The following is a 22,782-nucleotide window of genomic DNA, read 5'->3' as shown; positions in this document are numbered from 1 at the left end:
TTCCATCATTGATCGCAGGGATAGCGTCCGCGCGACGCTGGGAACCGAATGCCAGGATTCGAACAATAGCTTCGCACGATATGGTTCCAAAAAATACGTTCAGTGCCGATCACCATAAGAACCAAGTGACGCGTTAACACCGGCAGCATTCGGTCAACCCGAGGCTACCACATGCGTTCACGTTCGATCTGCATTGATGCCGCCACCCGCGGCGTTCGTTTCCCACAGCTGCTGGCGCTTGCGCTGCTACTTTGGCCCGTGCTCGCCGGTCCGGCCCGCGCGGGCGATGTCGAGGATTGCAGCGGGCCGCCGACGGACAAGGCCGAGGCGGCGTGCTCGGGCATCATCAACGATACCGCACGCTCCACGGAGGACCGCACCAAGGCCTTCACCGGCCGCTCGCGATTTGGCATCGCGCGCGGCAAGATCGATCAGGCGCTCAGCGATGCCGATGCAGCGGTGCAGCTGAATGGACAATTCGTGCCGGCGCTGATCGCGCGCGGCTATGTCCAGCAACGCAAGGGCAGCTTGGATGAGGCCCGCGCCGATTTCGATCGCGCGATCGAGCTCGAGCCGAAGAACCCGTTCGGCTTCCTGGCGCGCGGCAATCTGCGCGCCGACCAGCACGCCTGGAGCGATGCGATCTCGGATTACGACCAGGCGATCACGTTGCGGCAGGATCTTCCCGCTGCCCGTGTCGGGCGCGCGCGGGCCTATGTCGAAACCGGACAGCCCGATGCGGCGGTGGCCGACGCCAACACCGCGATTGCCGTCAACGCCGGCACGCCGAATGCATTCTACTGGCGAGGTCAGGCCCATCGCCGCAAGGGCGACATGGATAAAGCGATCGAGGATTTCTCGCGTGCGATCGCGCAGGCGCCGCAGGCCGAGCGCAACGCCTATTTCGCCCGTGCCCAGCTCTACAGCGCCAAGGGTGACTATGCCCGCGCGATTGCCGACTTCGACCGGTTGTTGGCGGTGCTTCCCGACAACAAGGAGATACAGCAGCAGCGCCAGCAGGCGGTCACGATGCAGGCCGAACTCGCCAAGGCAGCAGGCGGCGCCGCGCCGCCGCAGGCCGCACCGGCTCCAGGCGCGCCGCCGGCGCGGCCAGCCGGGCCGGCGGCGGGTAACCAGCAGGTCGAGCAGGCCAAGCAGCTCGTCGCACAGGGCAACTACGCGGGCGCCGTTGCCAATCTCACCCAGGTGCTGGGCGGCGATCCCCGCAACGAGGCTGCGCTGCGCCTGCGTGCACTGGCCTATTCAAAGCTCGGCCGGTCGGCGGACGCGCGCAACGATCTCAATGCCCTGCTCAAGGTCAAGCCGGACGATCCGCAGCTGCTGGCGGCCCGCGCGCTCAATGCCGCCGGCACGCGGCAGTTCGATCAAGCGATGGCCGACGCCGGCCGTGCCATCACGCTCGATCAGAACAATTCGTTGGCGTATCTGGCGCGTGGCCTCGTCAAGGCCGGCACCGGCAAGGTGCAGGACGCGCTCGCCGACTACGATCATTCGATCTCGCTCAATCCCAAGGAGACGCTCGCTTTCACCGAACGTGGGCTCGCCCATATCGGCCTCAATCAGCTCGACAAGGCGCTGCTGGATTTCGATCAGGCCCTGGCGCTGGTGCCGACCAATCTGATCGCCAAATCGTGGCGCGGCCTCGCGTTGATGCTCAAGGGCCGCGCAGATGAGGGACTGGTCGATATCGACGCTGTGCTGGAGCGAAGCCCGAACAATCCGACGGCACAGCTCGGCCGCGGGCTCGCGATGCTGACTTCCTCCCAGTACGACCGCGCCATCGCCGCCTTCGACCAGATCATCACGCGGGCGCCCAACGATGCTTTCCCGCATGTGCTGCGCGCCCGGGCCTATCTCGGGCTGAAGAAGCCGGACAACGCGATGAAGGATCTCAACTTCATCCTCTCTGCGCGGCCCGATTATCAGCCGGCGCTGACATTGCGCGGCATCACCTGGTCGGCGTTGCGCAACTACGACAAGGCGGTCGAGGATCTCGACCGGGCGATCGCGCAGAAGGAGACGGTTGAGGGCCTGTTCGCCCGCGCCAAGGCGCATGAGGCGCTCAACCATGTCGACAAGGCGACCGAGGACTTCCGCAAGGCCACGCAGCTCACCCCGTCAAGCGTGTTCGACGTGCTGGCGCAGGCCGAGTCGAAGCGCAAGGTTCAGCAGCTGTCGAAGCGGGTGCCGTGCGGCAACGGCCAGAGCGGCACGTGCCTGTGATGCTGCAATGCGCAGCCGCGCGCTTCCCGGCGCAAAAGGCAGTCGTCGGCGCGCGAGCGGTGGCCGCCGAAATAGTTCAACGCCATATAGTTCAACGCCATGGCGCGCGGGCATCGTGCCCGCCCCGCCGAACGTCACGTTGTCTGGTGTGTGGATCGGCCCCCACTCCCGGATGGCGTCCGAGAGTGCGCCGCCGGATCTGGCGCTGTGACGCTAGACCTTGAGATTTTCGGCTGACGTCTTGCCGCGATTTGCAATCTCTTCGTATTCAACCGACTGACCTTCGTTGAGGGTCTGAAGGCCAGCCTTCTGAACTGCTGAAATATGAACGAAAATGTCCTTGCCGCCCGATGCGGGCTGGATGAATCCATAACCCTTGGTCGGGTTGAACCACTTCACTGTACCTTTGGGCATTCCAGTCGTCTCCGCGGAATCAATCGAAAACAGACCAGTCGGTCCCCGCAAAAACCGGCTTGTCCGCAACGACAGGATAGCAGTTTGAAAAAAGCTGGGTAGATCAAACGACGGTGTGTTTTTGACCGGAAACAACCCGCTTTGCGGGGGTTTTACGCCGGATTGCCCGTTTCGTGGTCAATTGATGCGCTGCAAAAACGGATCGGTTCCGGTGTACCGAACTGGATCGATCGTCCCGCGCGCTGCCTTTTCGGCCGGCGCGCGGGGATCGATCGGCGGCGTCTCAATAGGTCGCGGAGAGGTATTCGACGATCTTGCCGACGTCGGCTTCGTCGATCGGCGCACCGTAGACCTTGATCATCTTGGTCACCTCGGCCTGCCAAAAATCCTTCTTGAACTTCTCGCCCTGCGGTTGGGTCTTGATGTAGTCGGCCGAGTGGCAGGCGGTGCAGTTGTTTTGCACCACCTCGAGGTTGGGACCTGGCTTGAAGGCCGCGGTTTCCTCGGGGACCGTGTAGTTCACGGGCGCGGCGATGGCGGCGCCGATCGACAGCGCGGCGATCGCGGCGAGGGATGGAAGCAGCTTGCTGGTCATGATGCTTCTCCTCACGCTGCGGTGACGCGCACGGTTTCGACGACGTTGCGCAGATAGCCGGCCGGATTCCACAACGGATCCACCGGCTGGGTGTCGCCGGCATTGTTGGTGGCGCGCACCTTCAGCTCTGCGGGACCGGCCGCGAGCTTCACCGGCAACTTCCATTCGCGGAAGGCGTATTTGCCGAGGTCCTTGCCGAGCTTGGCCGGCGTCCAGCTCTTGCCGCCGTCGGTCGAGACCATCACCTCCTTGATGCCTTTACCGCCGTCGAAGGCAATGCCGCGCAGCATGGTGCGGTCGGCCTTCAGCTTGGCGCCGTCGGCAACGCTGGTGATGAACGAGCGCACCGTGAAGCGATTGATCGGGATCGTCGCCTTCGGTGCGGTGCCGGGCTCGACCGCATTGTTCGGCGTATCCGGTATCCGGTAGGCGGACTTCATCCAGAAGCCCTCGAACACGTTGTCGATCACGGTGATCTCGTTGAGGTGCTTCACCCAATAGGTGCCGTAATAGCCGGGCACCACGAGGCGGAGCGGGAAGCCGTTGAGGAAGGGCAGGTCCTCGCCGTTCATGCCCCAGGCCAGCATCACCTCGCCGTCGCGTGCGTGGTCGATGTCGAGTGCCTTGACGAAATCCGGCGTCTTGTCGCTGACTGGACCATCCATGCCGTTGAAGGTGACCTGCTTGGCTCCGGCCTGCACGCCGGCCATGTCGAGCACGGTCTTCAGCGGCACGCCGTGCCAGCGCGCGCAGCCCATCGCGCCGTTGCCGAGCTGGCCGCCGGCGACGCGCGGACTGAAGAAGCCGCGGCTGTTGCCGGAGCACTGGTTGACGGCAACGATATCGGTCGCCTTCAGCTTCCTGATGTCCTTCAGCGACAGCTTCAGCGGCTTGTCGACCTTGCCCTTGATCTCCAGCGTGAACTTGTCCGGATCGAGATTGTAGGGGAGGTCTGCCAGATGATAGCGCACGAAGAACGCATTGTTCGGCGTGATCGGGCCGTCGTTGAAGACCGCAAACGGCGTTTCCAGCTGCGGCGGGCGGGCGGTCAGGCCGATCATCGGGCGCTTTTGCGGGTAGCGCACCAGCGGGCGCTCGCCATTGCCAAAGGGCAGCGTCACGGTGTCGAGGGCGAATGCACCCCTTGATCCCAGCCCCGTCACCAAAGCGGCCAATCCGGCGCGCTTCATCAAGTCTCGTCGATCGAGCATTCCGCTTCCTCCGAAGCTGTTCTGTCGTGAGCCGGTCATCACCAGGCCCAGATTGCCTTGCGCGCCTTCGCATCGCGGAATGCGCGCTGTCCAAATGTCGCACCGGGGAACGGCAAGTCAATTGAGCTTTCGCAGCGTTGCGTCGCAACAACGAAAAGCCCCGGTCGCGTGGACGACCGGGGCGTTTCCATCCAAGTAGAACGTTCGATCAGTAGCAGACGTTCACGGTGCGATAGCGATAGCCATAGGGCGTCAGCACCAGGCGGGTGGCGTAGCAGCCGGAGTCGACGAAGCCGACGGCAATGCCCGGGCCACCCCAGAAGTGATGGTGATGCGGATGCCAGAAGAACGGCTTGGCGGAAGCTGCGGTCGGCGCCAGCGCGGCGGCGCCGAGGGTTGCGGCAGTGGCGAGAGCGAGCGTGACTTTGTGAAACATGGTCTTCTCCTTCAGGTGCGCGTTGAGCTCTGTCGCGGCGCGGTTGCAGTGTTACCCATCGCCAGTCAGTCGCATCCGGCACCGGGCACGTTCGAGCATCTCTGCTGAACGCACCGGCGGGTGTGCGGCAGGTCACATTGGGCTGAAGCGGAGATGAACCGGTCAGGCCGCGACGGCACGCCGGTCGTCGACCAGCGTCGATAGGAGCTGCGTCTTTTCGACCGTGCGCACGGTCATCGGCTCGTTGCGGCCGCGGATCGCGACCTCCTGCGCCGGCAGGGCATCGTCGGCGAGCCCGGCGGTGACGCGCACCTCGTCCGAGATGATCGCCTCGCAGGCCAGCGCCTTGGTCATGTCCTGCAGCCGTGCCGCGACGTTGACGGCATCGCCGAGCGCGGTGAACACCATGTGGTCGCGATAGCCGATATCGCCGACGATCACCTCGCCGCCATGGATGCCAATGCCGAAGCGGATCGGCTCACGCAGATCGTGGCTCAGGAATTGATTCAGCTCGTCGATATGGGTTGCGATCAGCGCCGCCGCGCGCAACGCCTGGCGGCAGGCCACCTGCCGGTCGGTGGCAAGCCCGAACAGCGCCAGCATGCCGTCGCCGATGAACTGGTTGGGCCGCCCGCCGGCCTCCAGCACCGCCTGCGACACCGCGCCGAGGAAGCGGTTGACGATGAACACGGTGTCGAACGGCAGCCGCTTCTCGGCAAGCTGGGTCGAGCCGCGCATGTCGACGAACATGCTGACCAGATAGCGCTCCTGGCCGACCCGTGCCGGATTGGCGGCGTGGGCGTTGGCCGACGTCGTGCTCGGCAGGAACAGCTGGAAGAAATTCAGGTCGGCGGTCGGCCGCAACTGGCAGGCCAGCCGGATCGACGGATCGTCATTGCCGACCCGGTGCAGCACGAAGGCTTCGCGCGGCGAGGGCTCGGGCAATCCGGCGTGGTCGCCGATGATGCGGATGCGGCAGGTCGAGCAGCGTGCGCGGCCGCCGCAGACGCTCGCATGCGGCACGTTGTAGCGCAGGCTTGCTTCCAGCACGCTCAATCCCTTCGGTACCCGCAGCGTGCGGCCGTTGCCGTAGGACAATGCGATCATGCCGCCGCGACGCTCCAGCAGGGCCCGCGCGCCGCGCGCCAGCAGCACGAGGCCGAGCAGGCCGAGATAGCCGATGGTCAGGCCGTCGGTGATCTTCTCGAGCGTGCTCCCCTGCGCCGCTGTGCCGAGCTTCTGCACCGACAGCTCCTCGCGCCGCCAGTCGGGATCTTGATAATCCGCGACCGTGGCGCGGCCGCCCTGGTAGACGCCGAGCATCGCCAGGGTCGGGATCAGCACGGCTCCGGCGAGCAGGAACGGCGCGGCGCGCTTGAAGAACGGACGCAGCCGCAGCCAGAAATACAGGCCGATGCAGCCATGCACCCAGGCGATCACCAGCACCGCCAGCATCTGCCACAGCCGGTTCGGCGAGGCGATGAAGAAGGTGTACAGCTCCTGGGGGTAGAGCTTCTCGTGCCCGTACAGGGTCTGGCCGAGCCGTACGCCGACGACGTGGGCGACGATCAGCATCGGGATGCTGAGGCCGAGCGTGAGTTGCAGCGGCTCGATCGCCTTCCAGTGGAACTCGCGGCGCTGATAGAGTGCCCAGATGCCGAGCCCGGTATGCACCAGGCAGGCGCTGTAGAACACGATCGCGACCGGCAGGAACTGCCAGAACTCGGTGTGGTAGTAGACCCCGATCGCCAGCGCCTGCGTCGAGATATTGCCGAGCGCGTGGTTGAGGAAATGGCTGGTCAGGTAGGCGAACATGATCGCCCCCGTGACGATGCGGACCTGCCGCAGGCCGATACCGCGGGCCATGTCCTGCAAGTGCTCGCGCGAGGGGGAGGCCATGTGATTCATGATCGGCAAGTCTAGTGGTTAATTCCCGCGCTGAACACCACCGCGGGTCCGGACCAGCCGTGAGAGCGGGCCGCGCGGCACGTTGACACTCCGTTAAGAGTCGAACAAAAAGCGCGCCGTGACGATAGCCCAAGCCGAACCTGGAGCCGATAACAACAGCGTTAAGCCGGCCCGTTCGCGCGCGCCGGACTGGCGGGGCGTCATCGCCGTGATCGTTGCCATGACCGCGATGCGGTTGGTCTACGCCCATGCGCTCGATCTGCGCACCGACGAGGCCTATTACTGGACCTGGTCGAAGGAAAACGTGCTGTCGTTCCTCGACCATCCGCCGATGGTCGCCTGGTTCATCCGCTTCGGCACCGCGATCCTCGGCGACACCAATCTCGGCGTCCGCCTCGGCGGCATCGTCGCGATGCTGGCCACCCAGCTCCTGCTCGCCGACATCGTCCGCCGCGTGACGGCCAACAACGTCCGCGCCGTGATGCTGGCGCTGCTGCTGCCGGAGGCGGCGCTGTATTACGGCCTCTTGATGGCCAAGGTCGCGCCGGATACGGCGCTGATCCCGTTTTCGGTGGCGATGCTGTGGTCGCTGGTGCGGCTTGCGCAAAGCGGTGACGGGCGCTGGTGGCTCGCCGCGGGGCTATTTGCCGGGCTGGCGCTGCTGTCGAAATTCACCGCGATCATGTTCGCGCCGGCGGTGCTCGCCTTTGCGCTGGTGCCGGATTGGCGCTGGCGCTGGCTGCGCAGCCCGTATCCGTATCTTGCCGTGCTGATCGCGATCGTTGTGTTCTCGCCGGTGCTGATCTGGAATGCCGAGCACGACTGGGCCTCGTTCCGCTTCCAGGCGGTGCGCGCCACCGCCGAGCGCGCCTTCACGCTGCGCACCGTCGGCGAATTCGTCGGCATGCAGTTCGGCCTGGTCGGCTTCGTGCTGCTGCCGGTGACGCTGTTCGGCACCGCGCTGACGGCATGGCGTGGCTATCGCAAGCGCGAGCCGGTTGCGATCCTGCTGGCGACCGCGGTCTTGGTGCCGTTCATCTACTTCCTCTGGAAGTCCTTGACGCTGCGGGTCGGCGACACCTGGCCGATGTTTTTGTGGCCAGCCGGATTTGCGGCGGTCGCGATCAACGTCACGCGGATGCCGTTCGAGGGCTGGTCGGTCGAGCTCGTCAAATCGACGGTATATTGGGCGCGGACCGCGATCACATCAGGCATCGTGTTCGTCGTCTGCGTCTTCCTCTACTACATGTTCGCGCCGTGGAATCTGATCGGCCGCACCGATCCGATCGGCACCGAGGCGGGCTACGATGTGGTGGCTGCGCGCACGCTGGCGCAGGTTGAGGCGACCGGCGCGACCTGGGTCGCGACCACGGATTATCGCACCTATGCGATGCTGCGCTGGTTGCTGCGCGGGAAGGTGACGGTCATCGAAATCAACGAACGCGGCCGCTTCCAGGGCTTTGCCGATCCCGGCATGAGCAAGATCCGCGATCACGCCGGCATTTATGTCGGGCGCGAGTCCGAGAACAATCTGCCGCTGTGGAGCGAGACATCAGCGGTGCGCCAGCCGCTGGAGCGCGTGACGCGCAGCTGGCGCGGCATGGTGATGGACACCTATGCGCTGGAGAAGATCAGCGGCTGGACCCCCGATCTGTCGCCGCCGCCGGACACCACCTTCTTCCGCTGGCGCGTGCTGGCCTCCTCCTTCTCCCCGCTTGCGGGGACGAGACGATCAGAGCTCGCTCTGCGAAGGTCGGGATGAGGGGGAGTCTCCACGGGGACGGCGAGAGTTGGTCTCGCGGAGACTCCCCCTCACCCGAAATTTGCGCTTCGCGAAAATTCCGGCCTCTCCCCGCAAGCGGGGCGAGGCAAGCACCTCATTCCTCTTCCTCGCGCTTGCGGATCAGGTCTTTCGCGAGATCCGTCAGCGCCGGGCGCGGCAGGGCGTTGAAGGGAAGCGGGCGGGTGACGTCGATCGCGGCGAGGCCGAGCCGGGCGGTCAACAGGCCGTTGAGCATGCCTTCGCCGAGGCGTTGTGACAGTTTTGCCGCGATGCCGTGACCGAGCATCTGCTGGATCAGGCTGTCGCTGGCCGCCATGCCGCCGGTGATCGCGAGATGCGCGATGACGTGGCGCAGCAGTCGGATCATGCCGAGCGCGCCGGGCCGGCCGCCATAGAGCCGCGCCAGTTGGCGGATCATCCGCAAGCTCGCCACGAACACGAACAGCACGTCGAACAGCGCGCGCGGGCTGACCGCGGTGACGACCGAGACGCGCTGCGCGGCCGTCGACACCAGCCGTCGCGCTTCCTCATCGAGCGGTGTCATCAGCTCGCGCTCGGCGAGGCGGATCATGTCGGCGCCGTCGATGATGTCGTCGGTGTGGCTCTGCAGCTCGCTGCGGGCGCGAGCGAGCTGCGGGGTCTGGTGCGCGAGCTTGAGCAAATCGGCAACGATCGCGCGGCTCGCGGCCCGGTCGTCGCTGATCAGCACCTCGGCGGCGCGCAGATGCAGCTTCTCGATCGTCGCAAGCCTTGCCAGGCCGACGAGCTCGCGCGTGGTCACGACGGCGAGCGCAACCGCGGCGATGACGGCGAGTCCCAGCCCGAGGACGCCGAGGCCTTCATTGCGTGCGAACAGGTCCTCGACCAGGTTGAGGACGCCAAGCCCGGTGCCGAGCACCACGAGGCCCGCGACCGCGCTCCAGAACAGTGTGCCCCAGCGGAAGCCGCGGCGCGCCGGCACCAGCGGCGTATCGACCGGGACCGGGAGCTGCGCGGGCTCGGCCTCGGGCACGATCTGGATCGTGCCGCGGGTGAGGCGGCTGCCGTCGTCCGGATCCATCACGACCACGCCGGGATCGTCGAGCTTGAACGTCGCCGGCCGCCGCGGGGGCGTCTTCTCGTTCATTGCAGTTTGTCTCCGATCAGGAACTGAAGGGCGCGGTCAAGGCGGATGTGAGGCAGCACCGGCTCTGCATCGCCGTTTCGTTCCAGCTTTGGCGGACGGAAGCGCAGGAAGCGGTAGTCTACGGCCTCGGTGTCCGAGCTTGAGAGGCCGCGGAAACCGCCGTTGAACAGCTCCTCCGGATTATCGGGCAGGTCGCCCGGAAAGGTCGCAACTTCCGTCTCGCCGTCGAGCCGCTCGCCATTGGCGACCTCGCCCGGCGCCGGCGTGCCGAGGATCGACGGCAGCCGGTCGCGCCCGCGCTGGACCTGCGCCTCGCGCGTGGCGCGCACCGCGGCGAGCGCGACGACGTCGATATCGGCGCCGGCATATTCGGCGCGCTCGGCGGCCTTGGCCACGATCCGCCGCAGCACGGCCTCCAGCCGGTCGTGGCTCTGGTGGTGCAGATGGTCGGCCTTGGTGGCCGCGAACAGGATGCGGTCGATGCGCGGCCGGAACAGCGCGCTCAGGATCGTGCTGCGGCCGATCCGGAAGCAGTCGAGAATGCCGGCGAGTGCGGCCTCGAGATCGTGCAGCGCCTCGGGGCCGGCATTGAATGCGGCGAGCGCATCGGCCAGCACGATCTGGCGGTCGAGCCGCGCGAAATGGTCGCGGAAGAACGGCCGCACCACGACGTCCTTGTAGGCTTCAAAGCGCCGCCGCATCATCGCCCATAGCGAGCCGTCACCCGCGCTGCCGCCTGCGGGCACGTCGAGCGGCGCAAAGGTGAGTGCCGGCGTGTCGGCGAGATTGCCGGGCATCAGGAAGCGGCCGGGCGGCAACAGGCTCATCGCGAAGCGCTCGTCGCGGCAGGCGCGCAGATAGTCGGTGAACAGGCGTGCTTCGGTGAGCGCGGCCTGCTCGTCCTCTTTGGCTTCGGGCTTCAGCGTCGCGAGATGCGCGTGCCAGGACGTCGCGAGTTTTGCGCGCAGCGGCTCGCGCGACAGCGCAAGGCTCTCCGCCGACCATTGCTCGTAGCTCTTGTTGAGCAGCGGCAGGTCGAGCAGCCACTCGCCGGGATAGTCGACGATATCGAGGGTCAGCGTGCGGTCCGCGCCATTTTGCCGCTGATACTCGATCACGAGACGGAGCTCGGAGATGTCGGTGGTCGAGCTCGGCCAGCGTCGCTCCTCGACCAATGTCCGGACATGGTTCTCATAGGCGAAGCGCGGCACCGCATCGTCGGGCTGCGGGGCGAGATAGGCGCTCGCGATCCGCCCCGAGGCATAGGCCTCGAACACCGGGAAGCGGCCGCCGCGGGTCAGGCCGTGCACCAGCGCGGTGATGAACACGGTCTTGCCGGCGCGCGACAGGCCGGTGACCCCGAGCCGCACCGTCGGGTTGAAGAAGCCCTCGCCATAGTCGAGCAGCGCCCGCGCCGAGAGACGGGCTTCCTCGACGATATCAGTAAAGCTGGGGGGCATGGAGGGTTAACGAAAACCCGGCAGGAGGGACCAAAAGGGGCGGGCGATCACCCGCAAGGTGGCGATTATCGGGCCAAAATCAAGCTTCACATTTCCGGCGCCTTTGCAGGCGAGGGGTTGTCGGGGGGCAGGGGAATTGAACGCGTCAGACCACCCGCGCTACCCATCGTCCATCGGCCCACGGGAAAGCCTGCATGACGGTCTTCCGCCTGAAGCAACTTGCCTCGACCTCGATCCACGCGGCCGGCGCCGCGCTGTGGAACTACGACCGTGCCGAGCTGATCGCCGACGGCGTCGTCCATCTCGTCGGCGTCGCTTTCGGGCTGGTCGCCGCCACCGCGCTGATCGTGCTGACCGCGGTCTATGCCGGCCCGTTCGACATCGCCGTGGTGTCGGTCTATGTCGCCGGCCTGCTCGCGATGCTGGTGCTGTCGGCGACCTATAATCTGTGGCCGGTGTCGCGCGCCAAATGGGTGCTGCGGCGCTTCGATCATTCCGCGATCTATCTGCTGATCGCCGCGACCTACACGCCGTTCATCGTGGAACTGAAGGACAGCACCTTCGCGATCGCGCTGCTGGTCGGGGTGTGGTGCGTGGCGATCGTCGGGATCTGGCTGAAGTTGCGCTATCCCGGCCGCTTCGACCGGCTCTCGATCGGGCTTTATCTCGCGATGGGCTGGAGCGGCATCATGCTCTACGACCGCGTCGTGAAGGCACTGCCGGCGATGGCGCTCGGCTTCGTGCTGGCCGGCGGCATCCTCTACAGCCTGGGCGTGATCTTCCACTCCTGGCGGCGGCTGCGCTTCCAGAACGCGATCTGGCACTGCTTCGTGCTGCTCGGGGCCGCCTGCCACTACACGGCCGTGTTCGACGTCGTGTTGGCGAGCTGAGCGGTCCGCCAGCGTTACGCACAGGGCCGGGCCGGCCTCGCGAAAAGATCATGCATCGGCAAAAGATGGGATATCATGATCCCTCTGTTTGAACATGAGACCGGCTCTCCGGATCATGCGCTGAAATCAAGATATCGGGAGGATGGCCATGCAGGTGGCAGGTAAGGTTGTGGTGGTCACCGGCGGTGGCAATGGCATCGGCAAGGCGCTGTGCGAGGCGTTCCATGCCGCGGGCACATCGAAGGTCGTGGTCGTCGACCTCGATCATGGCGCGGCCGAGAAGGTCGCGGCCACGGTCGGTGGTGCCGCCTTCAAATGCGACGTCGGGCAGGAGAAGAACATCCTGCATGTGATCGACGAGACCGAGCGCATGTTCGGCCCGATCGCGCTGTTCTGCTCCAATGCCGGCATCGGCGGCGGCTTCGATCCGCTGTCGGTGAACGCCGGCGGCACCTCGGACGAGCCGTGGTCGCGGAGCTGGGCGATCCATGTGATGGCGCATGTCTATGCCGCGCGGCATCTGGTGCCGCGCATGAAGACGCGCGGCGGCGGCTATTTCCTCAACACGATCTCGGCCGCGGGCCTCTTGTCGCAGGTCGGCAGCCCGGCCTATTCGACCACCAAGCACGCCGCGGTCGGCTTTGCGGAAAACCTCGCGATCTCGCACCGCGCCGACAACATCAAGGTCTCGATCCTCTGCCCGCAGGGCGTCGACACCAACATGCTGCGCTCGATCCCGAAGGGCCCGCAATCCGGCGACGGCGATCTTTCCGCCGAGCAGGTCGCGCAGGATGCACTCAAGGGCATCGAGCAGGAGACCTTCCTGATCCTGCCGCATCCGCAGGTGCTCGGCTACATGCGCAAGAAGACCGAGAATTACGACCGCTGGATCGGCGGCATGGCCAAGATCCAGGCCAAGATGCGGGAAGCGCACGGGAAGTGAGACCTGTAGCCCGGATGGTGCGAAACGTAATCCGGGTCGAACGTGCGCGCGTGAATCCCGGATTTCGCTGCGCTTCATCCGAGCTACGATATCGGCCGCGCAACTGAGGCGCCTCACTCCTTTGCGATCTGTGCGATCCTGTCGCGCAGATAGGCATCCATCAAATCGGGTGCCGAGGCGCCGAACATCCTGATGCGGCCGGTGTGCAATAGCAGCAGGAGGCCGGTCGCATGCGCGAAGCAGTCCACCATCACCGTGTTCGCCTTCGACCTGGAGGCGCCGAGCGCCTCTGCGGCTTCGGCGATCGGATGCAGCGCCGCCTCCAGCGCGGCGTTCAGCGCGTGATCGCGGTCATGGCCGAGCCCGGCCGGCTTCATGCCGCCGCGGAACAAGTAGAAGCCGAGATCGAGGTCGCGCGGGTTCTCCGCGTAATAGCGGAAGAAGCCCATGCCTGCTGCGTGCAGCTTCTGCTTGGCGCCGCGCGTCGTCGCGACCGCCGCACTGACGGCTTCGCCGAGCGAGGCCAGCGATTGCCGCAGCACCTCGGCGTAGATCGCCTCCTTGGAATCGAAATGGAAATACAGCGCCGCCGGCGTGTAGCCGGCCCGCGTCGCGATCGCCCGCAGGCTCGCGCCCTCGAGGCCTTCCTCCGCGAACACGCTGCGCGCCGCGTCGAGGATCAGTTCCCGCTTGTGGCGGCTGACCGCTTCCTTCCTGCTCTCGCGCATCTGCATGGCCCGGCAAATCCGTTCTTGACTCAATTCTAACAGCGTTAGATAATTTAACAGTGTTAGAATAAATGAGCAAGGGAGAAGCGCCATGCTGATGACGGCTGCGGACTACCGGGAATCCCTGCGCCGCTACAAACCGCGTGTGTTCATCAACGGCGCGGCCGTTGCGAGCGTCGCGGACGAGCCGTTGCTGGCGCCCGGCGTGGCAGGCGTCGGCGTGACCTATGATTTCGCGCTACAGCCCGAGCATGTGCCGATCATGACGGCGCGGCAGGGTACCTCGGGCAAGACCGTCAACCGCATGCTCCACATCGATCGGAGCTCGCAGGACCTGCTCGACAAGCTCGAGGCGGTGCGGCTGGTGTGCAAGACGTCGGGCTGCGCGCAGCGCTACCTGACCCATGATGCGCTGAACGGTCTCTTTCAGGCGACCAGGCTGACCGACGATCGCCACGGCACCGATTACAGCCAGCGCTTCCTCAACTATCTGCACGAGGTTCAGGACCAGGATCTGACGCTCGGCATCGCCATGACCGATGCGAAGGGCGACCGCTCCAAGCGTCCCGGCCTGCAGGCCAATGCGGACGTCTACGTCCATATCAAGGAGCGCCGGCCCGACGGCATCGTGATCCGCGGCACCAAGGCGATCGTGACCGGCGCGCCTTACATGCACGAATTCCTTGTCATGCCGTGCCGCACCCATGTGCCTGTCGACAAGGATTTTGCCGTCTGTTGCGCCGTGCCGGTCGATGCGCCCGGCGTCACCATCGTCGCGCGTCCGGCCGGCCGGCCCGGCGATGCCGCGGCGAAATTCTCGGCGAAGTACGGTCAGTCGGTCGGCGTCGTGATGTTCGACGACGTGTTCGTGCCGCATGACCGCGTGTTCCTCGCCGGCGAGACCGAGGAGGGCGGCTTCCTCACCACCTCCTACGCGACGCATCACCGGCATTCCTGCATCGGCGCCCGCGCCGGCTTCGGCGATCTCCTGATCGGCGCCGGCGCGCTGATGATCGAGGCCAACGGGCTCGATGCCGAGAAGCATGCGCATATCCGCGAGGCGATGGTCGAGCTGATCACCATCACCGAGAGTTTCTATGCCTGCGGCGTCGCCTCCTCGGTCTACTGCACGAAGGATCCGGCGGGCTCGGTGATGCCGGATGCGGTGTTCTCCAACATCGGCAAGCTGCTGCTGGCGACCAAGATCTACGACATGCACCGCGTCGCGCATTACGTCTCCGGCGGGCTGATCGTCGCGCTGCCGGGTCCCGACGAGGATCACAATCCGGAAACGCGCGCCTCGCTTGCCGCTGTCATGGGCGGACGTCCCGATATCCCGGCCGAGCAGCGCGCCGAGGTGGCGCGGCTGATCGAGGACCTCACCGTCTCGCACGAAGCCGGCTGGTATTCAGTGATCTCGTTGCACGGCGGCGGCTCGCCGGAGGCGATGAAGCGCGAGATCTGGCGCAACTATCCGGTGATGGAGAAGGCCGAGCTGGTCGAGAATTTGCTCGGCCGCGACCTCGTCGACCAGGGACAACGGGTGTCGAAGCAGCCCGGACGCTGCTGCGCCTCCGGCTGCGAGGTGCCGACGCCGTCAGCGGCGCCCATGCTCGGCGATCCAATGCCCTCGTAATAAGGTTGCGAATATATGTCCAGCCGTCATTGCGAGGAGCGGCAGCGACGAAGCAATCCATATCTCCACTTGCCGAAAGATGGATTGCTTCGCTTCGCTCGCAATGACGTGGCGAGATTGCCGCTCAGCTCTTCTGCGTGTAGAGCAGCGGCACCGCGGAATCGACCATCACCTCGATCAGGCTGGTGCCTTGATGCGACAGCGCGCGCTGGTAGGCGCCGGCGAGCTCGGCTGATTTCGTCACCCGCACGGCGTCGCAGCCCAGGCCTTCGGCGAGCTTGACGAAATCGATGCCGGGCAGATCGAGGCCCGGCACGTTGCGCACCTGCATCACCTGGCTGAATGAGCGCATCGCGCCGTAGCCGGAATTGTTCAGCACGACGACCGTCAGCGGCAGCTTGCGCTGCGCCGATGTCCACAGCGCCTGGATCGAATACATCGCCGAGCCGTCGCCGATCAGGCAAACCGTGCGTCCCTGACGTCGACCGAGCGCCATGCCGACCGCTGCCGGCAGGCTGTAGCCGAGGCCGCCGCTCGCCATGGTGTAGAAGCTGTCCTGGCCGTGCATCGGCATCGCCTTCTGCATCAGCGGGCGATGCGACGGTATTTCCTCGACCAGCGCATCATACGGCCCCATCGCGGCCGAGAGCGCATGCAGCGCGTATTCGGCAGGGATCGGGTCGCCGGCGGCCGGAGCCGGCGGCAGGACACGGCCAGCCGGCGCGGTGCGTTTCGTCTCAAGCAGCATCTCGAGCAGCGCTGTCAGCGCGGGCTTCATGGTCGCGACGATGCTGTGGCCGGTCGGCGTCATCGCCGCGGCGTCCGGATCGTCGGTGATCTGGAAGATCGTGGTCGAACCGTCGAAGATCGCGGCATGGCCCTCGACATGGAAGGTGAAGACCGGCGCGCCGACCACGACGACGAGATCGTGATCGCGCAGCGCATCGGAGAGCTGGCCCGGCGCGGCATGCAGGAAGCCGGCAAACTGCGGATGCCGTTCGGGGAACGAGCAGCGCGCCGAGAACGGGCTGGCCCAGACCGCGGCTTTTGATTTCTCGGCGACCTTCACCATGAGATCGACTGCCTCGGCCCGATCGACGGCCGGGCCGACGACGAGGGCAGGGCGCTTGGCCTCGCCGAGCGCGGCCGCCAATGCCTGCATCGCCGACAGGTCGGGGCCGATCTCGCGGCTGACTTGGCGCGCGTCGAGCGGCTGCGTCGCATGCGCCCAGTCGTCGATCGGCACCGAGACGAAGGTCGGCCCGCAGGGCGGCTGCATCGCGACATAATAGGCGCGCGCGATCGCGGCAGGCACGTCCTCGGCGCGCGCCGGCTCGACCGCGAATTTCACGTAAGGCCGCGGGAATTCCGAGGCCCGCTCGGCATAGAGGAAGGCCTGCAGCGGCATGATCGAGCGCGCCTGCTGGCCCGCGGTGATCACCAGCGGGGTCTGGTTGCGATAGGCGTTGTAGATGTTGCCGAGCGCGTTGCCGACGCCGGCCGCCGAATGCAGATTGACGAAACCGGCATTGCGCGTCGCCAGCGCGTAGCCGTCGGCCATGCCGACGACGGATGCCTCCTGCAGGCCGAGCACGTAGTCGATGTCGTCGGGCCAGTCGCTCAGGAACGGCAGCTCGGTCGAGCCGGGATTGCCGAACACCTTCTTGATGCCCCACGCGCGCAGCAGGCCGAAGGTGGCGTCCTTGACGGTGACGGTCGTGCCTTTGCTGGCGGCGGGTTTGCGCGAGGACATCGGGCGGCTCCCATTTCTGTCTTGTTACGTTCCGTCATTGCGGGCGGCAAAAACGGAAAGGCAATCCACCTGTCGATGGATTGCCTGACGATGTCAAGCCGCTGCGCCCATAGTTGCCGCGGCAACGGCTGCAAATTTGCGTAGGCGGCTATCCCGTCATCCTGAGGAGCGCGTAGCGCGCGTCTCGAAGGATCGACGGCCACGGCGGGGCCGTTCATCCTTCGAGACGTGCGCTACTCGCTCCTCAGGATGACGGGGTGACTACCTAATTGGCCTTCTGCAGCGCAGCGGTCTGCTTGGCGAGCTGCTTGTCGAAATCCTGCTCCAGCCCGGCCACGTAGGTGGCATTTTCGCCCGGCTTGACGAACGGGTTCGGCGCGCCGTCCTTCATCTGCGCCCGCTTGGCCTGCATGGCGTAGACCTCCGGATGCGGCCCGAGCAGCACGTCGACCTTCATCGCCTTGACCTTGGTGAAGGTCGAGCGGTAGTCGTCGACGATGCCGGGATAGGTCGGACGGCCGACCAGCCGGTTCAGCGCCACCGTTCCGCTGCAGAAGAACAGCACGTTGCGCGCCTGGCTGCCATCCTTGACCGTGATCTCCCAGCTGGTGCAGCCGGGCGAATGGCCGGGGGTGGTGTGCGCTGTCAGCGTGACATCGCCGAGCGTCACCTTGTCGCCTTCCTTGACGGTGCGGTCGACCTTCACCGGCGTAAAGGCGAGATCGGCGTTGTTCTCGTCGCCCGGATAATAGCCGCCCTCGAGCAGGGGCTTGTCGCGCTCGCCGGCGATCAGTTGCGCGCCGGTCTCCTTCTTGATCTCGGCAAAGCCGCCGGTGTGGTCGAGATGGGCGTGGGTGTTGAGGATGATCTTGATGTCGCCCTCCTTGAAGCCGAGCTTGGCGATGTTGTCCTTGATCATGCCGGTCGACTGCTGCATCGCCGTGTCCATCAGGATCAGCCCTTGCGACGTCTTGATGATGTAGACCGCGATCCCGTCAGTGCCCACGTAGTAGATATTGTCGATGAGCTGGAACGGCTCGAACGGCGCGGTCCATTTCTTCATGACAACAGCCATGAAGTCCTTGAGCGTCTGTGCCTGCGCACCGGTTGCGATCAGCGTGAGCGCGCACAGCGCGGCTGCGATCGTCCTCATGGTTGCCTCCCTGTTTGTTGTTGTTCGTGCACGGGCGGCACTATGCGTGCTGGCGACGCCGGCCGCAAGCTGCGGACGGCAAGCCGCAGGGCTGACGGCCGTCCGTCCGGCGCATTCCTGTTCTGCGTTCAGCTTGCGTATTGGGCGATGCCGTGACCGAACGACCAGTTCTCCTTGGCGACCTCGACGAGGTTGATGACAACATCGTCCGGCCGTCCCTGCAGCTGGCTCTGATAGTCGTCCACGATCCGCTTGTAGAACGCCTTCTTCATCTCGACGGTACGCCCGGCATTCATGGTGATCTGGATGAAGATGAGATCGTCGCTGTAGGTATTGCCGAGATAGTTGTCGGCGTAGTTCAGGTCGCCACGGTCGTGCTCGGTGATGACCTGAAACTTGTCATTCTCGGGCACGTTGATCACCTCGCGCATCGCCTTGTAGACGATCTCGCCCAGCGTCTTGCGATATTCGGCGGACTTGCCGCGCTTCAGGTCGATGCGAACGAATGGCATGGTGGTCTCCTGTGTTGTGCGAGGCTCGGCCGGATCCGGCCCCGTGTGATCGAGACGCTGCGGCGGTGCGAAGGCTCTCGCGTCGTCCGCTTGCGCCGGCGGCGTCGGGGAATTCAGCGGGTCGCCTTGAAGGCCTCCCAGCGCGCATCTCGCTCTCTTTGGTATTTGGGAGTTCGCTCGCCCACCATGTCGGCGCGATGAACCGGCTCGCCGCAGGACTCGCAGACCGGACCGAGCCCGGCCGGCTTGCCGCAGACGCGATGGGTGTAGTTTATTGCGCGGCCTTCCCGCGGTGACTTGCACCAGGTCTCGCCCCAGGCGCGCAGCGCCATCAGCACCGGAAAGAACGCGTCGCCCTTCTCGGTGAGGTGATATTCGTGGCGCAACGGGCGTTTGTTGTAGACGCGCCGCGTCACCAGGCCGTCCGCTTCCAGCTTTTTCAGCCGTGCCGTGATCATCTGCGGCGTGCCGCCGGACTGCGCCTGAATCTCCTCGAAGCGATGATTGCGCGCGAACAGTTCGCGCAGAACCAGTACTGTCCAGCGGTCGCCCACGACGGTTTCGGCGCGAGCGACAGGACAGAGCGTTTGGTCAGCCGTGTTGTCCTTCATTTTCGTCATCACGTTTTCTTCATCAGGCTTGAGACTATGATTTTCATAGTAATATGACCCGACATCATCGCAAATGCAATGGGCCTTCGATGGCCCGATCTGTCATCGCCAAGGAGTGAGCCATGACCACCGAACCGGGGCCGACAGCGGCCAAAGTCGATTTGAAGCTCGAGGTCGTCGTCATCCCCGTCTCTGATGTCGATCGCGCCAAGCGCTTCTATCAGGACCTGGGCTGGCGGCTTGATGCCGACTTCGTCAGGCCCGACGGCTCGCGCGCCGTGCAGCTAACGCCGCCGGGTTCGCCGACGTCGATCCATCTCGGCTCGGGACCCGCGCTGCCGCGCTTCCTGATCGTCAATGATATCGAAGCGGCGCGCGCCGAGCTGATCGCGCGTGGCGCCGATGTCAGCGAGGTGTTTCACCGCGGCGCGGAAGGCCGCATCAAGGGGCCGGACCCGGAGCGGCCGAGTTACGGGTCGCTCGCCACGTTCAATGATCCCGACGGAAACGTCTGGCTGCTGCAGCAGGTGACGCAACGCCTGCCCGGGCGATTCGACGGCAACAGTACGAATTTCTCCTCATCGGCTGATCTTGCTGCCGCGCTGCGCCGCGCGGCTATGGCCCATGGCGAGCACGAGAAGCGAACCGGCGGCCACGATGCGAACTGGCCCGATTGGTACGCCGAGTACATGGTCCGCGAACAGGCCGGCAAGCCGCTGCCCGAGTGAACGGAGCTCGTCATTGAAGCAAATCCAACCGGCCGCCTGATAGCCAAGGAGCGATCGATGTCCCAGATCACCTATCCACGCGAGCGGACCGCGCTGCTCCTCGTCGATCCTTACAATGATTTCCTCTCCGAGGGCGGCATGGTCTTTCCGCGCATCAAGCCTATCGCCGACGAGGTCGGGCTGCTCGACAATCTGCGCCAGCTCGACGGCGCGGTCCGGGCCGCCGGCATCCAGGTGGTGATCGTCCCGCACCGTCGCTGGGAGCCGGGCGATTATGAGGATTGGGATCATCCCAATCCGACTCAACGCTTGATCATGCAGCGCCATAGCTTTGCGCGCGGTGAATGGGGCGGGGAATGGCATCCGGACCTTGCGCCCAAGCCTGGCGACGTGATCGCCCAAGAGCATTGGGGGCAGAGCGGGTTCGCCAACACCAATCTCGATTTCCTGCTGGAGCAGAAGGGCGTCACGCATGTGATCGTGGTCGGGCTGCTGGCCAACACCTGCATCGAATCGACCGCCCGCTTCGCGATGGAGCTCGGCTACCACGTGACGCTGGTGCGCGATGCCACCGCCGCCTTCTCGCACGACATGATGCACGCCGCTCACGAGCTGAATGGCCCGACCTACGCCCATTCCATCCTGACAACCAAGGAGGTGATCGCGGCGTTGCCGGCGGCCTCTCATTCCAAGGAGACTGTCAAATGAGCGCGCCATCGAAGACGCCCGTTGCAATTGCGATAAGCCAATCGACCCAGGAAGCGATCGACCAGGACCGGCGCAGGCTGCTGACGGGCGCGGCGTTGGGCCTGGCTGCTGCCGGTGCTGCCAGCCTGTTCCCCGCGCATCCCGCCGCAGCGGCCACCAGCGATGCGATCCGCCCGTTCCGCGTCGACATTCCCGAGGAAGACCTTGTCGATCTTCGCCGCCGTTTGGCCGCAACCCGATGGTCCGACAAGGAAACCGTCAATGACGACTCCCAGGGCGTCCCGCAGGCGATGCTGCGCGATCTCGTCCGCTACTGGCAGACCGACTACGACTGGCGGAAGGTGGAGGCGCGGCTCAACGCCCTGCCGCAGTTCATCACCGAAATCGACGGGGTGAACATTCACTTCATTCACGTCCGCTCGAAACATGACAATGCGCTGCCGCTGATCGTCACGCATGGCTGGCCGGGTTCGGTCATCGAGCAGATGAAGATCATCGACCCGCTGACCAATCCCACCGCGCATGGCGGCAGTGCGTCGGACGCGTTCCATCTCGTGATCCCGTCGATGCCGGGCTACGGCTTCTCCGGCAAGCCGACCACGGTCGGCTGGGATCCCCAGCGCGTCGCACGGGCCTGGGTGCAATTGATGAAACGGCTCGGTTACAGCAAGTTCGTGGCGCAGGGCGGTGACTGGGGTTCGCCGGTCTCCAATGAGATGGCCAAGCTTGGTGCGCCGGAGCTGCTCGGCATCCACGTCAATCTGCCCGGTGTCGTTCCGCCCGAGGTCTTCAAGGCGGTCATCACCGGCGGCCCTGCGCCGGACAATATGTCGGCGGAGGAGCAGCACGCCTTCGACCAGATCAAGCTTCAATTCGCGAAACGGCGGGCCTACGCGCAGATCATGGGCACGCGCCCGCAGACGCTTGCGGCCTTTGCGGATTCGCCGGCCGGCCTCGCCGCCTGGCTGCTCGATCACGGCGACGGCTATGCCCAGCCGGCCTCCGCGATGCAATCAGCTGTGCTCGGGCGCGAGGTCAACGGGCATTCCGCCGGCGCACTGACCCGCGACGACGTGCTCGACAACATCACGCTCTACTGGCTGACCAACACGGCGATCTCTTCGGGCCGCCTGTACTGGGAAAACAAGACCAACCTTTATCTGCCTGCCAATGTCGCGATCCCCGCCGCGGTGACCGCATTTCCCGGCGAGAGCTTCGTGGCGCCGCGGAGCTGGGCGGAGAAGGCCTATCACAAGCTGATCTACTTCCATCAGGCTGAAGCCGGCGGCCACTTCGCCGCATGGGAGCAGCCCGACATCTTCAGCAGGGAAATTCGCGACGCGTTTCGGCCGCTCCGCAGCTGATCTGAACGTGCAAAAGAACCGAAGGCGGATTCGTCATGTCGAAACTTGCACTGATCGCCACCGTCGAGGTGGCGCCGGAGAAGCGCGATCACGCGCTGTCGCTGCTGTCAGCGCATGGCGCCCGGTCGCTCAGGGATGAACCGGGCACACTGAATTTTGAGATCCTGGTGCCGCGCGAGGATGCCGCCAAGCTCTTGATCTACGAGGTCTATCAGGATGACGCCGCGTTCGAGGCGCACCGCAATGCGCGGTCGATCGCGCAGTTTCGCGAGGAGAGCGCAGGGCTCGGCATCAAGATATCAGCGACGCGGTGCACGCCTGCCGCCTAGGGAGCTGCCGCGAGCGGCGTTACGCCTTGAGGCAGGCGCCGCGCTCGGACAAAACCTTCTCGGCCTTCGGCGTCAGCTCGTAGAGGTCGCCGTCCTTGGCGACGTATCCCTCCCTGATGAGCCGGTCGACTTCGCCTTGCACGTCGTCGGCGAAGGCAATGGATTGGGCGATGTCGCAGAGAACCGCGACCTGTTCGTCTCTAAGCATGGCGTCCTCCGTCAGGGCGGGGAACGCGCAAGCCGGCATTCG

22 protein-coding genes are annotated in these 22,782 nt (G+C 65.4%); 9 read left to right on the top strand and 13 right to left on the bottom strand.

The genetic code is table 11. The annotated features are described in order from the left end of the window. Nucleotides 1-171: 171 nt before the first annotated feature. Nucleotides 172-2,244, top strand: coding sequence for a tetratricopeptide repeat protein (locus ACZBJS_RS04405; protein WP_316395302.1), 2,073 nt, complete (start codon nucleotides 172-174; stop codon nucleotides 2,242-2,244). A gap of 213 nt (nucleotides 2,245-2,457) precedes the next feature. Here the strand turns inward: ACZBJS_RS04405 and ACZBJS_RS04400 are convergent, their stop codons facing one another. From ACZBJS_RS04400 to ACZBJS_RS04380, 5 genes are all read right to left on the bottom strand, one after another. Next, on the bottom strand, nucleotides 2,458-2,658 hold the full coding sequence (locus ACZBJS_RS04400; RefSeq protein ID WP_057019268.1) for a cold-shock protein: 201 nt from the start codon (nucleotides 2,656-2,658) through the stop codon (nucleotides 2,458-2,460). A gap of 283 nt (nucleotides 2,659-2,941) precedes the next feature. After that, nucleotides 2,942-3,253 carry a SorB family sulfite dehydrogenase c-type cytochrome subunit gene (gene sorB, locus ACZBJS_RS04395; protein WP_050386875.1) on the bottom strand — a complete coding sequence of 104 codons (312 nt, stop codon included), beginning with the start codon at nucleotides 3,251-3,253 and terminating at the stop codon, nucleotides 2,942-2,944. 11 nt (nucleotides 3,254-3,264) lie between these two features. Further along, nucleotides 3,265-4,464, bottom strand: coding sequence for a SorA family sulfite dehydrogenase catalytic subunit (sorA, locus tag ACZBJS_RS04390; RefSeq protein WP_316395303.1), 1,200 nt, complete (start codon nucleotides 4,462-4,464; stop codon nucleotides 3,265-3,267). Nucleotides 4,465-4,672: 208 nt separating this feature from the next. Then, complete coding sequence (locus tag ACZBJS_RS04385; protein WP_316395304.1) at nucleotides 4,673-4,900, bottom strand: hypothetical protein; 228 nt, start codon at nucleotides 4,898-4,900, stop codon at nucleotides 4,673-4,675. 162 nt (nucleotides 4,901-5,062) lie between these two features. Continuing rightward, the gene (locus ACZBJS_RS04380; protein WP_410469703.1) at nucleotides 5,063-6,808 is read right to left on the bottom strand and encodes an adenylate/guanylate cyclase domain-containing protein; all 1,746 of its coding nucleotides are present in this window, start codon (nucleotides 6,806-6,808) and stop codon (nucleotides 5,063-5,065) included. 220 nt (nucleotides 6,809-7,028) lie between these two features. Between ACZBJS_RS04380 and ACZBJS_RS04375 the strand changes: the two genes are divergently transcribed. Further along, complete coding sequence (locus ACZBJS_RS04375; protein ID WP_316395343.1) at nucleotides 7,029-8,570, top strand: glycosyltransferase family 39 protein; 1,542 nt, start codon at nucleotides 7,029-7,031, stop codon at nucleotides 8,568-8,570. Nucleotides 8,571-8,685: 115 nt separating this feature from the next. On the opposite strand, the gene ACZBJS_RS04370 is transcribed toward ACZBJS_RS04375, so the two are convergent. Together ACZBJS_RS04370 and ACZBJS_RS04365 are read right to left on the bottom strand one after the other, a co-directional pair. Next, entirely contained in the window at nucleotides 8,686-9,717 is a 1,032-nt protein-coding gene (locus ACZBJS_RS04370) for a YcjF family protein (protein WP_316395305.1), read from the bottom strand. Beyond that, nucleotides 9,714-11,177 carry a YcjX family GTP-binding protein gene (locus ACZBJS_RS04365; protein WP_316395306.1) on the bottom strand — a complete coding sequence of 488 codons (1,464 nt, stop codon included), beginning with the start codon at nucleotides 11,175-11,177 and terminating at the stop codon, nucleotides 9,714-9,716. The genes ACZBJS_RS04370 and ACZBJS_RS04365 overlap by 4 nt, the downstream gene beginning before the upstream one ends. A 194-nt stretch (nucleotides 11,178-11,371) precedes the next feature. On the opposite strand from ACZBJS_RS04365, the gene trhA reads away from it, so the two are divergent. Together trhA and ACZBJS_RS04355 are read left to right on the top strand one after the other, a co-directional pair. Then, on the top strand, nucleotides 11,372-12,067 hold the full coding sequence (trhA, locus tag ACZBJS_RS04360) for a PAQR family membrane homeostasis protein TrhA (protein WP_057019273.1): 696 nt from the start codon (nucleotides 11,372-11,374) through the stop codon (nucleotides 12,065-12,067). A gap of 148 nt (nucleotides 12,068-12,215) precedes the next feature. Further along, the gene (locus ACZBJS_RS04355) at nucleotides 12,216-13,010 is read left to right on the top strand and encodes an SDR family oxidoreductase (protein ID WP_316395307.1); all 795 of its coding nucleotides are present in this window, start codon (nucleotides 12,216-12,218) and stop codon (nucleotides 13,008-13,010) included. 113 nt (nucleotides 13,011-13,123) lie between these two features. Here the strand turns inward: ACZBJS_RS04355 and ACZBJS_RS04350 are convergent, their stop codons facing one another. Next, the gene (locus tag ACZBJS_RS04350) at nucleotides 13,124-13,738 is read right to left on the bottom strand and encodes a TetR/AcrR family transcriptional regulator (protein WP_229190944.1); all 615 of its coding nucleotides are present in this window, start codon (nucleotides 13,736-13,738) and stop codon (nucleotides 13,124-13,126) included. A gap of 91 nt (nucleotides 13,739-13,829) precedes the next feature. On the opposite strand from ACZBJS_RS04350, the gene ACZBJS_RS04345 reads away from it, so the two are divergent. Further along, entirely contained in the window at nucleotides 13,830-15,374 is a 1,545-nt protein-coding gene (locus tag ACZBJS_RS04345; protein WP_316395308.1) for a 4-hydroxyphenylacetate 3-hydroxylase family protein, read from the top strand. A gap of 124 nt (nucleotides 15,375-15,498) precedes the next feature. On the opposite strand, the gene mdlC is transcribed toward ACZBJS_RS04345, so the two are convergent. The 4 genes from mdlC to ACZBJS_RS04325 all read right to left on the bottom strand — a co-directional run bounded on the left by mdlC (nucleotide 15,499) and on the right by ACZBJS_RS04325 (nucleotide 19,403). Beyond that, entirely contained in the window at nucleotides 15,499-17,127 is a 1,629-nt protein-coding gene (gene mdlC, locus ACZBJS_RS04340) for a benzoylformate decarboxylase (RefSeq protein WP_316395309.1), read from the bottom strand. Between the two features lie 265 nt (nucleotides 17,128-17,392). Next, nucleotides 17,393-18,280, bottom strand: a complete 888-nt coding sequence (blaBJP, locus tag ACZBJS_RS04335; RefSeq protein WP_225648158.1) for a BJP family subclass B3 metallo-beta-lactamase — start codon at nucleotides 18,278-18,280, stop codon at nucleotides 17,393-17,395. A gap of 128 nt (nucleotides 18,281-18,408) precedes the next feature. Next, nucleotides 18,409-18,792, bottom strand: a complete 384-nt coding sequence (locus ACZBJS_RS04330; protein WP_016848571.1) for a tautomerase family protein — start codon at nucleotides 18,790-18,792, stop codon at nucleotides 18,409-18,411. A gap of 113 nt (nucleotides 18,793-18,905) precedes the next feature. Further along, nucleotides 18,906-19,403, bottom strand: coding sequence for a winged helix-turn-helix transcriptional regulator (locus ACZBJS_RS04325; RefSeq protein WP_316395344.1), 498 nt, complete (start codon nucleotides 19,401-19,403; stop codon nucleotides 18,906-18,908). Nucleotides 19,404-19,525: 122 nt separating this feature from the next. On the opposite strand from ACZBJS_RS04325, the gene ACZBJS_RS04320 reads away from it, so the two are divergent. From ACZBJS_RS04320 to ACZBJS_RS04305, 4 genes are read left to right on the top strand one after another with little or no spacing between them, the layout of a single operon-like run. Beyond that, on the top strand, nucleotides 19,526-20,131 hold the full coding sequence (locus ACZBJS_RS04320) for a VOC family protein (protein ID WP_076830743.1): 606 nt from the start codon (nucleotides 19,526-19,528) through the stop codon (nucleotides 20,129-20,131). Nucleotides 20,132-20,188: 57 nt separating this feature from the next. Next, on the top strand, nucleotides 20,189-20,839 hold the full coding sequence (locus ACZBJS_RS04315; protein ID WP_253638904.1) for a cysteine hydrolase family protein: 651 nt from the start codon (nucleotides 20,189-20,191) through the stop codon (nucleotides 20,837-20,839). Further along, nucleotides 20,836-22,203, top strand: coding sequence for an epoxide hydrolase family protein (locus ACZBJS_RS04310; protein WP_463438450.1), 1,368 nt, complete (start codon nucleotides 20,836-20,838; stop codon nucleotides 22,201-22,203). Before ACZBJS_RS04315 ends, ACZBJS_RS04310 begins: the two co-directional genes overlap by 4 nt. A gap of 35 nt (nucleotides 22,204-22,238) precedes the next feature. Then, nucleotides 22,239-22,532: a putative quinol monooxygenase gene (locus tag ACZBJS_RS04305; protein WP_253638905.1), complete on the top strand. Its 294-nt coding sequence runs from the start codon at nucleotides 22,239-22,241 to the stop codon at nucleotides 22,530-22,532. A 19-nt stretch (nucleotides 22,533-22,551) separates the two neighbouring features. Here ACZBJS_RS04305 and ACZBJS_RS04300 read toward each other — a convergent pair whose 3' ends face one another. Continuing rightward, nucleotides 22,552-22,740 (bottom strand): Rossmann-fold NAD(P)-binding domain-containing protein, encoded by a 189-nt coding sequence (locus tag ACZBJS_RS04300; protein ID WP_038386258.1) that lies wholly within the window; start codon nucleotides 22,738-22,740, stop codon nucleotides 22,552-22,554. Nucleotides 22,741-22,782 lie beyond the last annotated feature (42 nt).

Source organism: Bradyrhizobium sp. KZN70725, assembly GCF_055264925.1.
This window is presented reverse-complemented; position numbering and strand designations above follow the sequence as displayed.

What these genes read in the sequence shown, in the direction of transcription:
- blaBJP (WP_225648158.1), bottom strand. Translation starts at nt 18,280, where the DNA reads ATGAGGACGATCGCAGCCGCGCTGTGCGCGCTCACGCTGATCGCAACC.
- ACZBJS_RS04400 (WP_057019268.1), bottom strand. Translation starts at nt 2,658, where the DNA reads ATGCCCAAAGGTACAGTGAAGTGGTTCAACCCGACCAAGGGTTATGGA.
- ACZBJS_RS04370 (WP_316395305.1), bottom strand. Translation starts at nt 9,717, where the DNA reads ATGAACGAGAAGACGCCCCCGCGGCGGCCGGCGACGTTCAAGCTCGAC.
- ACZBJS_RS04365 (WP_316395306.1), bottom strand. Translation starts at nt 11,177, where the DNA reads ATGCCCCCCAGCTTTACTGATATCGTCGAGGAAGCCCGTCTCTCGGCG.
- ACZBJS_RS04375 (WP_316395343.1), top strand. Translation starts at nt 7,029, where the DNA reads ATGACCGCGATGCGGTTGGTCTACGCCCATGCGCTCGATCTGCGCACC.
- ACZBJS_RS04305 (WP_253638905.1), top strand. Translation starts at nt 22,239, where the DNA reads ATGTCGAAACTTGCACTGATCGCCACCGTCGAGGTGGCGCCGGAGAAG.
- sorB (WP_050386875.1), bottom strand. Translation starts at nt 3,253, where the DNA reads ATGACCAGCAAGCTGCTTCCATCCCTCGCCGCGATCGCCGCGCTGTCG.
- mdlC (WP_316395309.1), bottom strand. Translation starts at nt 17,127, where the DNA reads ATGTCCTCGCGCAAACCCGCCGCCAGCAAAGGCACGACCGTCACCGTC.
- ACZBJS_RS04350 (WP_229190944.1), bottom strand. Translation starts at nt 13,738, where the DNA reads ATGCGCGAGAGCAGGAAGGAAGCGGTCAGCCGCCACAAGCGGGAACTG.
- ACZBJS_RS04315 (WP_253638904.1), top strand. Translation starts at nt 20,189, where the DNA reads ATGTCCCAGATCACCTATCCACGCGAGCGGACCGCGCTGCTCCTCGTC.
- ACZBJS_RS04385 (WP_316395304.1), bottom strand. Translation starts at nt 4,900, where the DNA reads ATGTTTCACAAAGTCACGCTCGCTCTCGCCACTGCCGCAACCCTCGGC.
- trhA (WP_057019273.1), top strand. Translation starts at nt 11,372, where the DNA reads ATGACGGTCTTCCGCCTGAAGCAACTTGCCTCGACCTCGATCCACGCG.
- ACZBJS_RS04345 (WP_316395308.1), top strand. Translation starts at nt 13,830, where the DNA reads ATGCTGATGACGGCTGCGGACTACCGGGAATCCCTGCGCCGCTACAAA.
- sorA (WP_316395303.1), bottom strand. Translation starts at nt 4,464, where the DNA reads ATGCTCGATCGACGAGACTTGATGAAGCGCGCCGGATTGGCCGCTTTG.
- ACZBJS_RS04330 (WP_016848571.1), bottom strand. Translation starts at nt 18,792, where the DNA reads ATGCCATTCGTTCGCATCGACCTGAAGCGCGGCAAGTCCGCCGAATAT.
- ACZBJS_RS04405 (WP_316395302.1), top strand. Translation starts at nt 172, where the DNA reads ATGCGTTCACGTTCGATCTGCATTGATGCCGCCACCCGCGGCGTTCGT.
- ACZBJS_RS04320 (WP_076830743.1), top strand. Translation starts at nt 19,526, where the DNA reads ATGACCACCGAACCGGGGCCGACAGCGGCCAAAGTCGATTTGAAGCTC.
- ACZBJS_RS04310 (WP_463438450.1), top strand. Translation starts at nt 20,836, where the DNA reads ATGAGCGCGCCATCGAAGACGCCCGTTGCAATTGCGATAAGCCAATCG.
- ACZBJS_RS04325 (WP_316395344.1), bottom strand. Translation starts at nt 19,403, where the DNA reads ATGAAGGACAACACGGCTGACCAAACGCTCTGTCCTGTCGCTCGCGCC.
- ACZBJS_RS04355 (WP_316395307.1), top strand. Translation starts at nt 12,216, where the DNA reads ATGCAGGTGGCAGGTAAGGTTGTGGTGGTCACCGGCGGTGGCAATGGC.
- ACZBJS_RS04380 (WP_410469703.1), bottom strand. Translation starts at nt 6,808, where the DNA reads ATGAATCACATGGCCTCCCCCTCGCGCGAGCACTTGCAGGACATGGCC.
- ACZBJS_RS04300 (WP_038386258.1), bottom strand. Translation starts at nt 22,740, where the DNA reads ATGCTTAGAGACGAACAGGTCGCGGTTCTCTGCGACATCGCCCAATCC.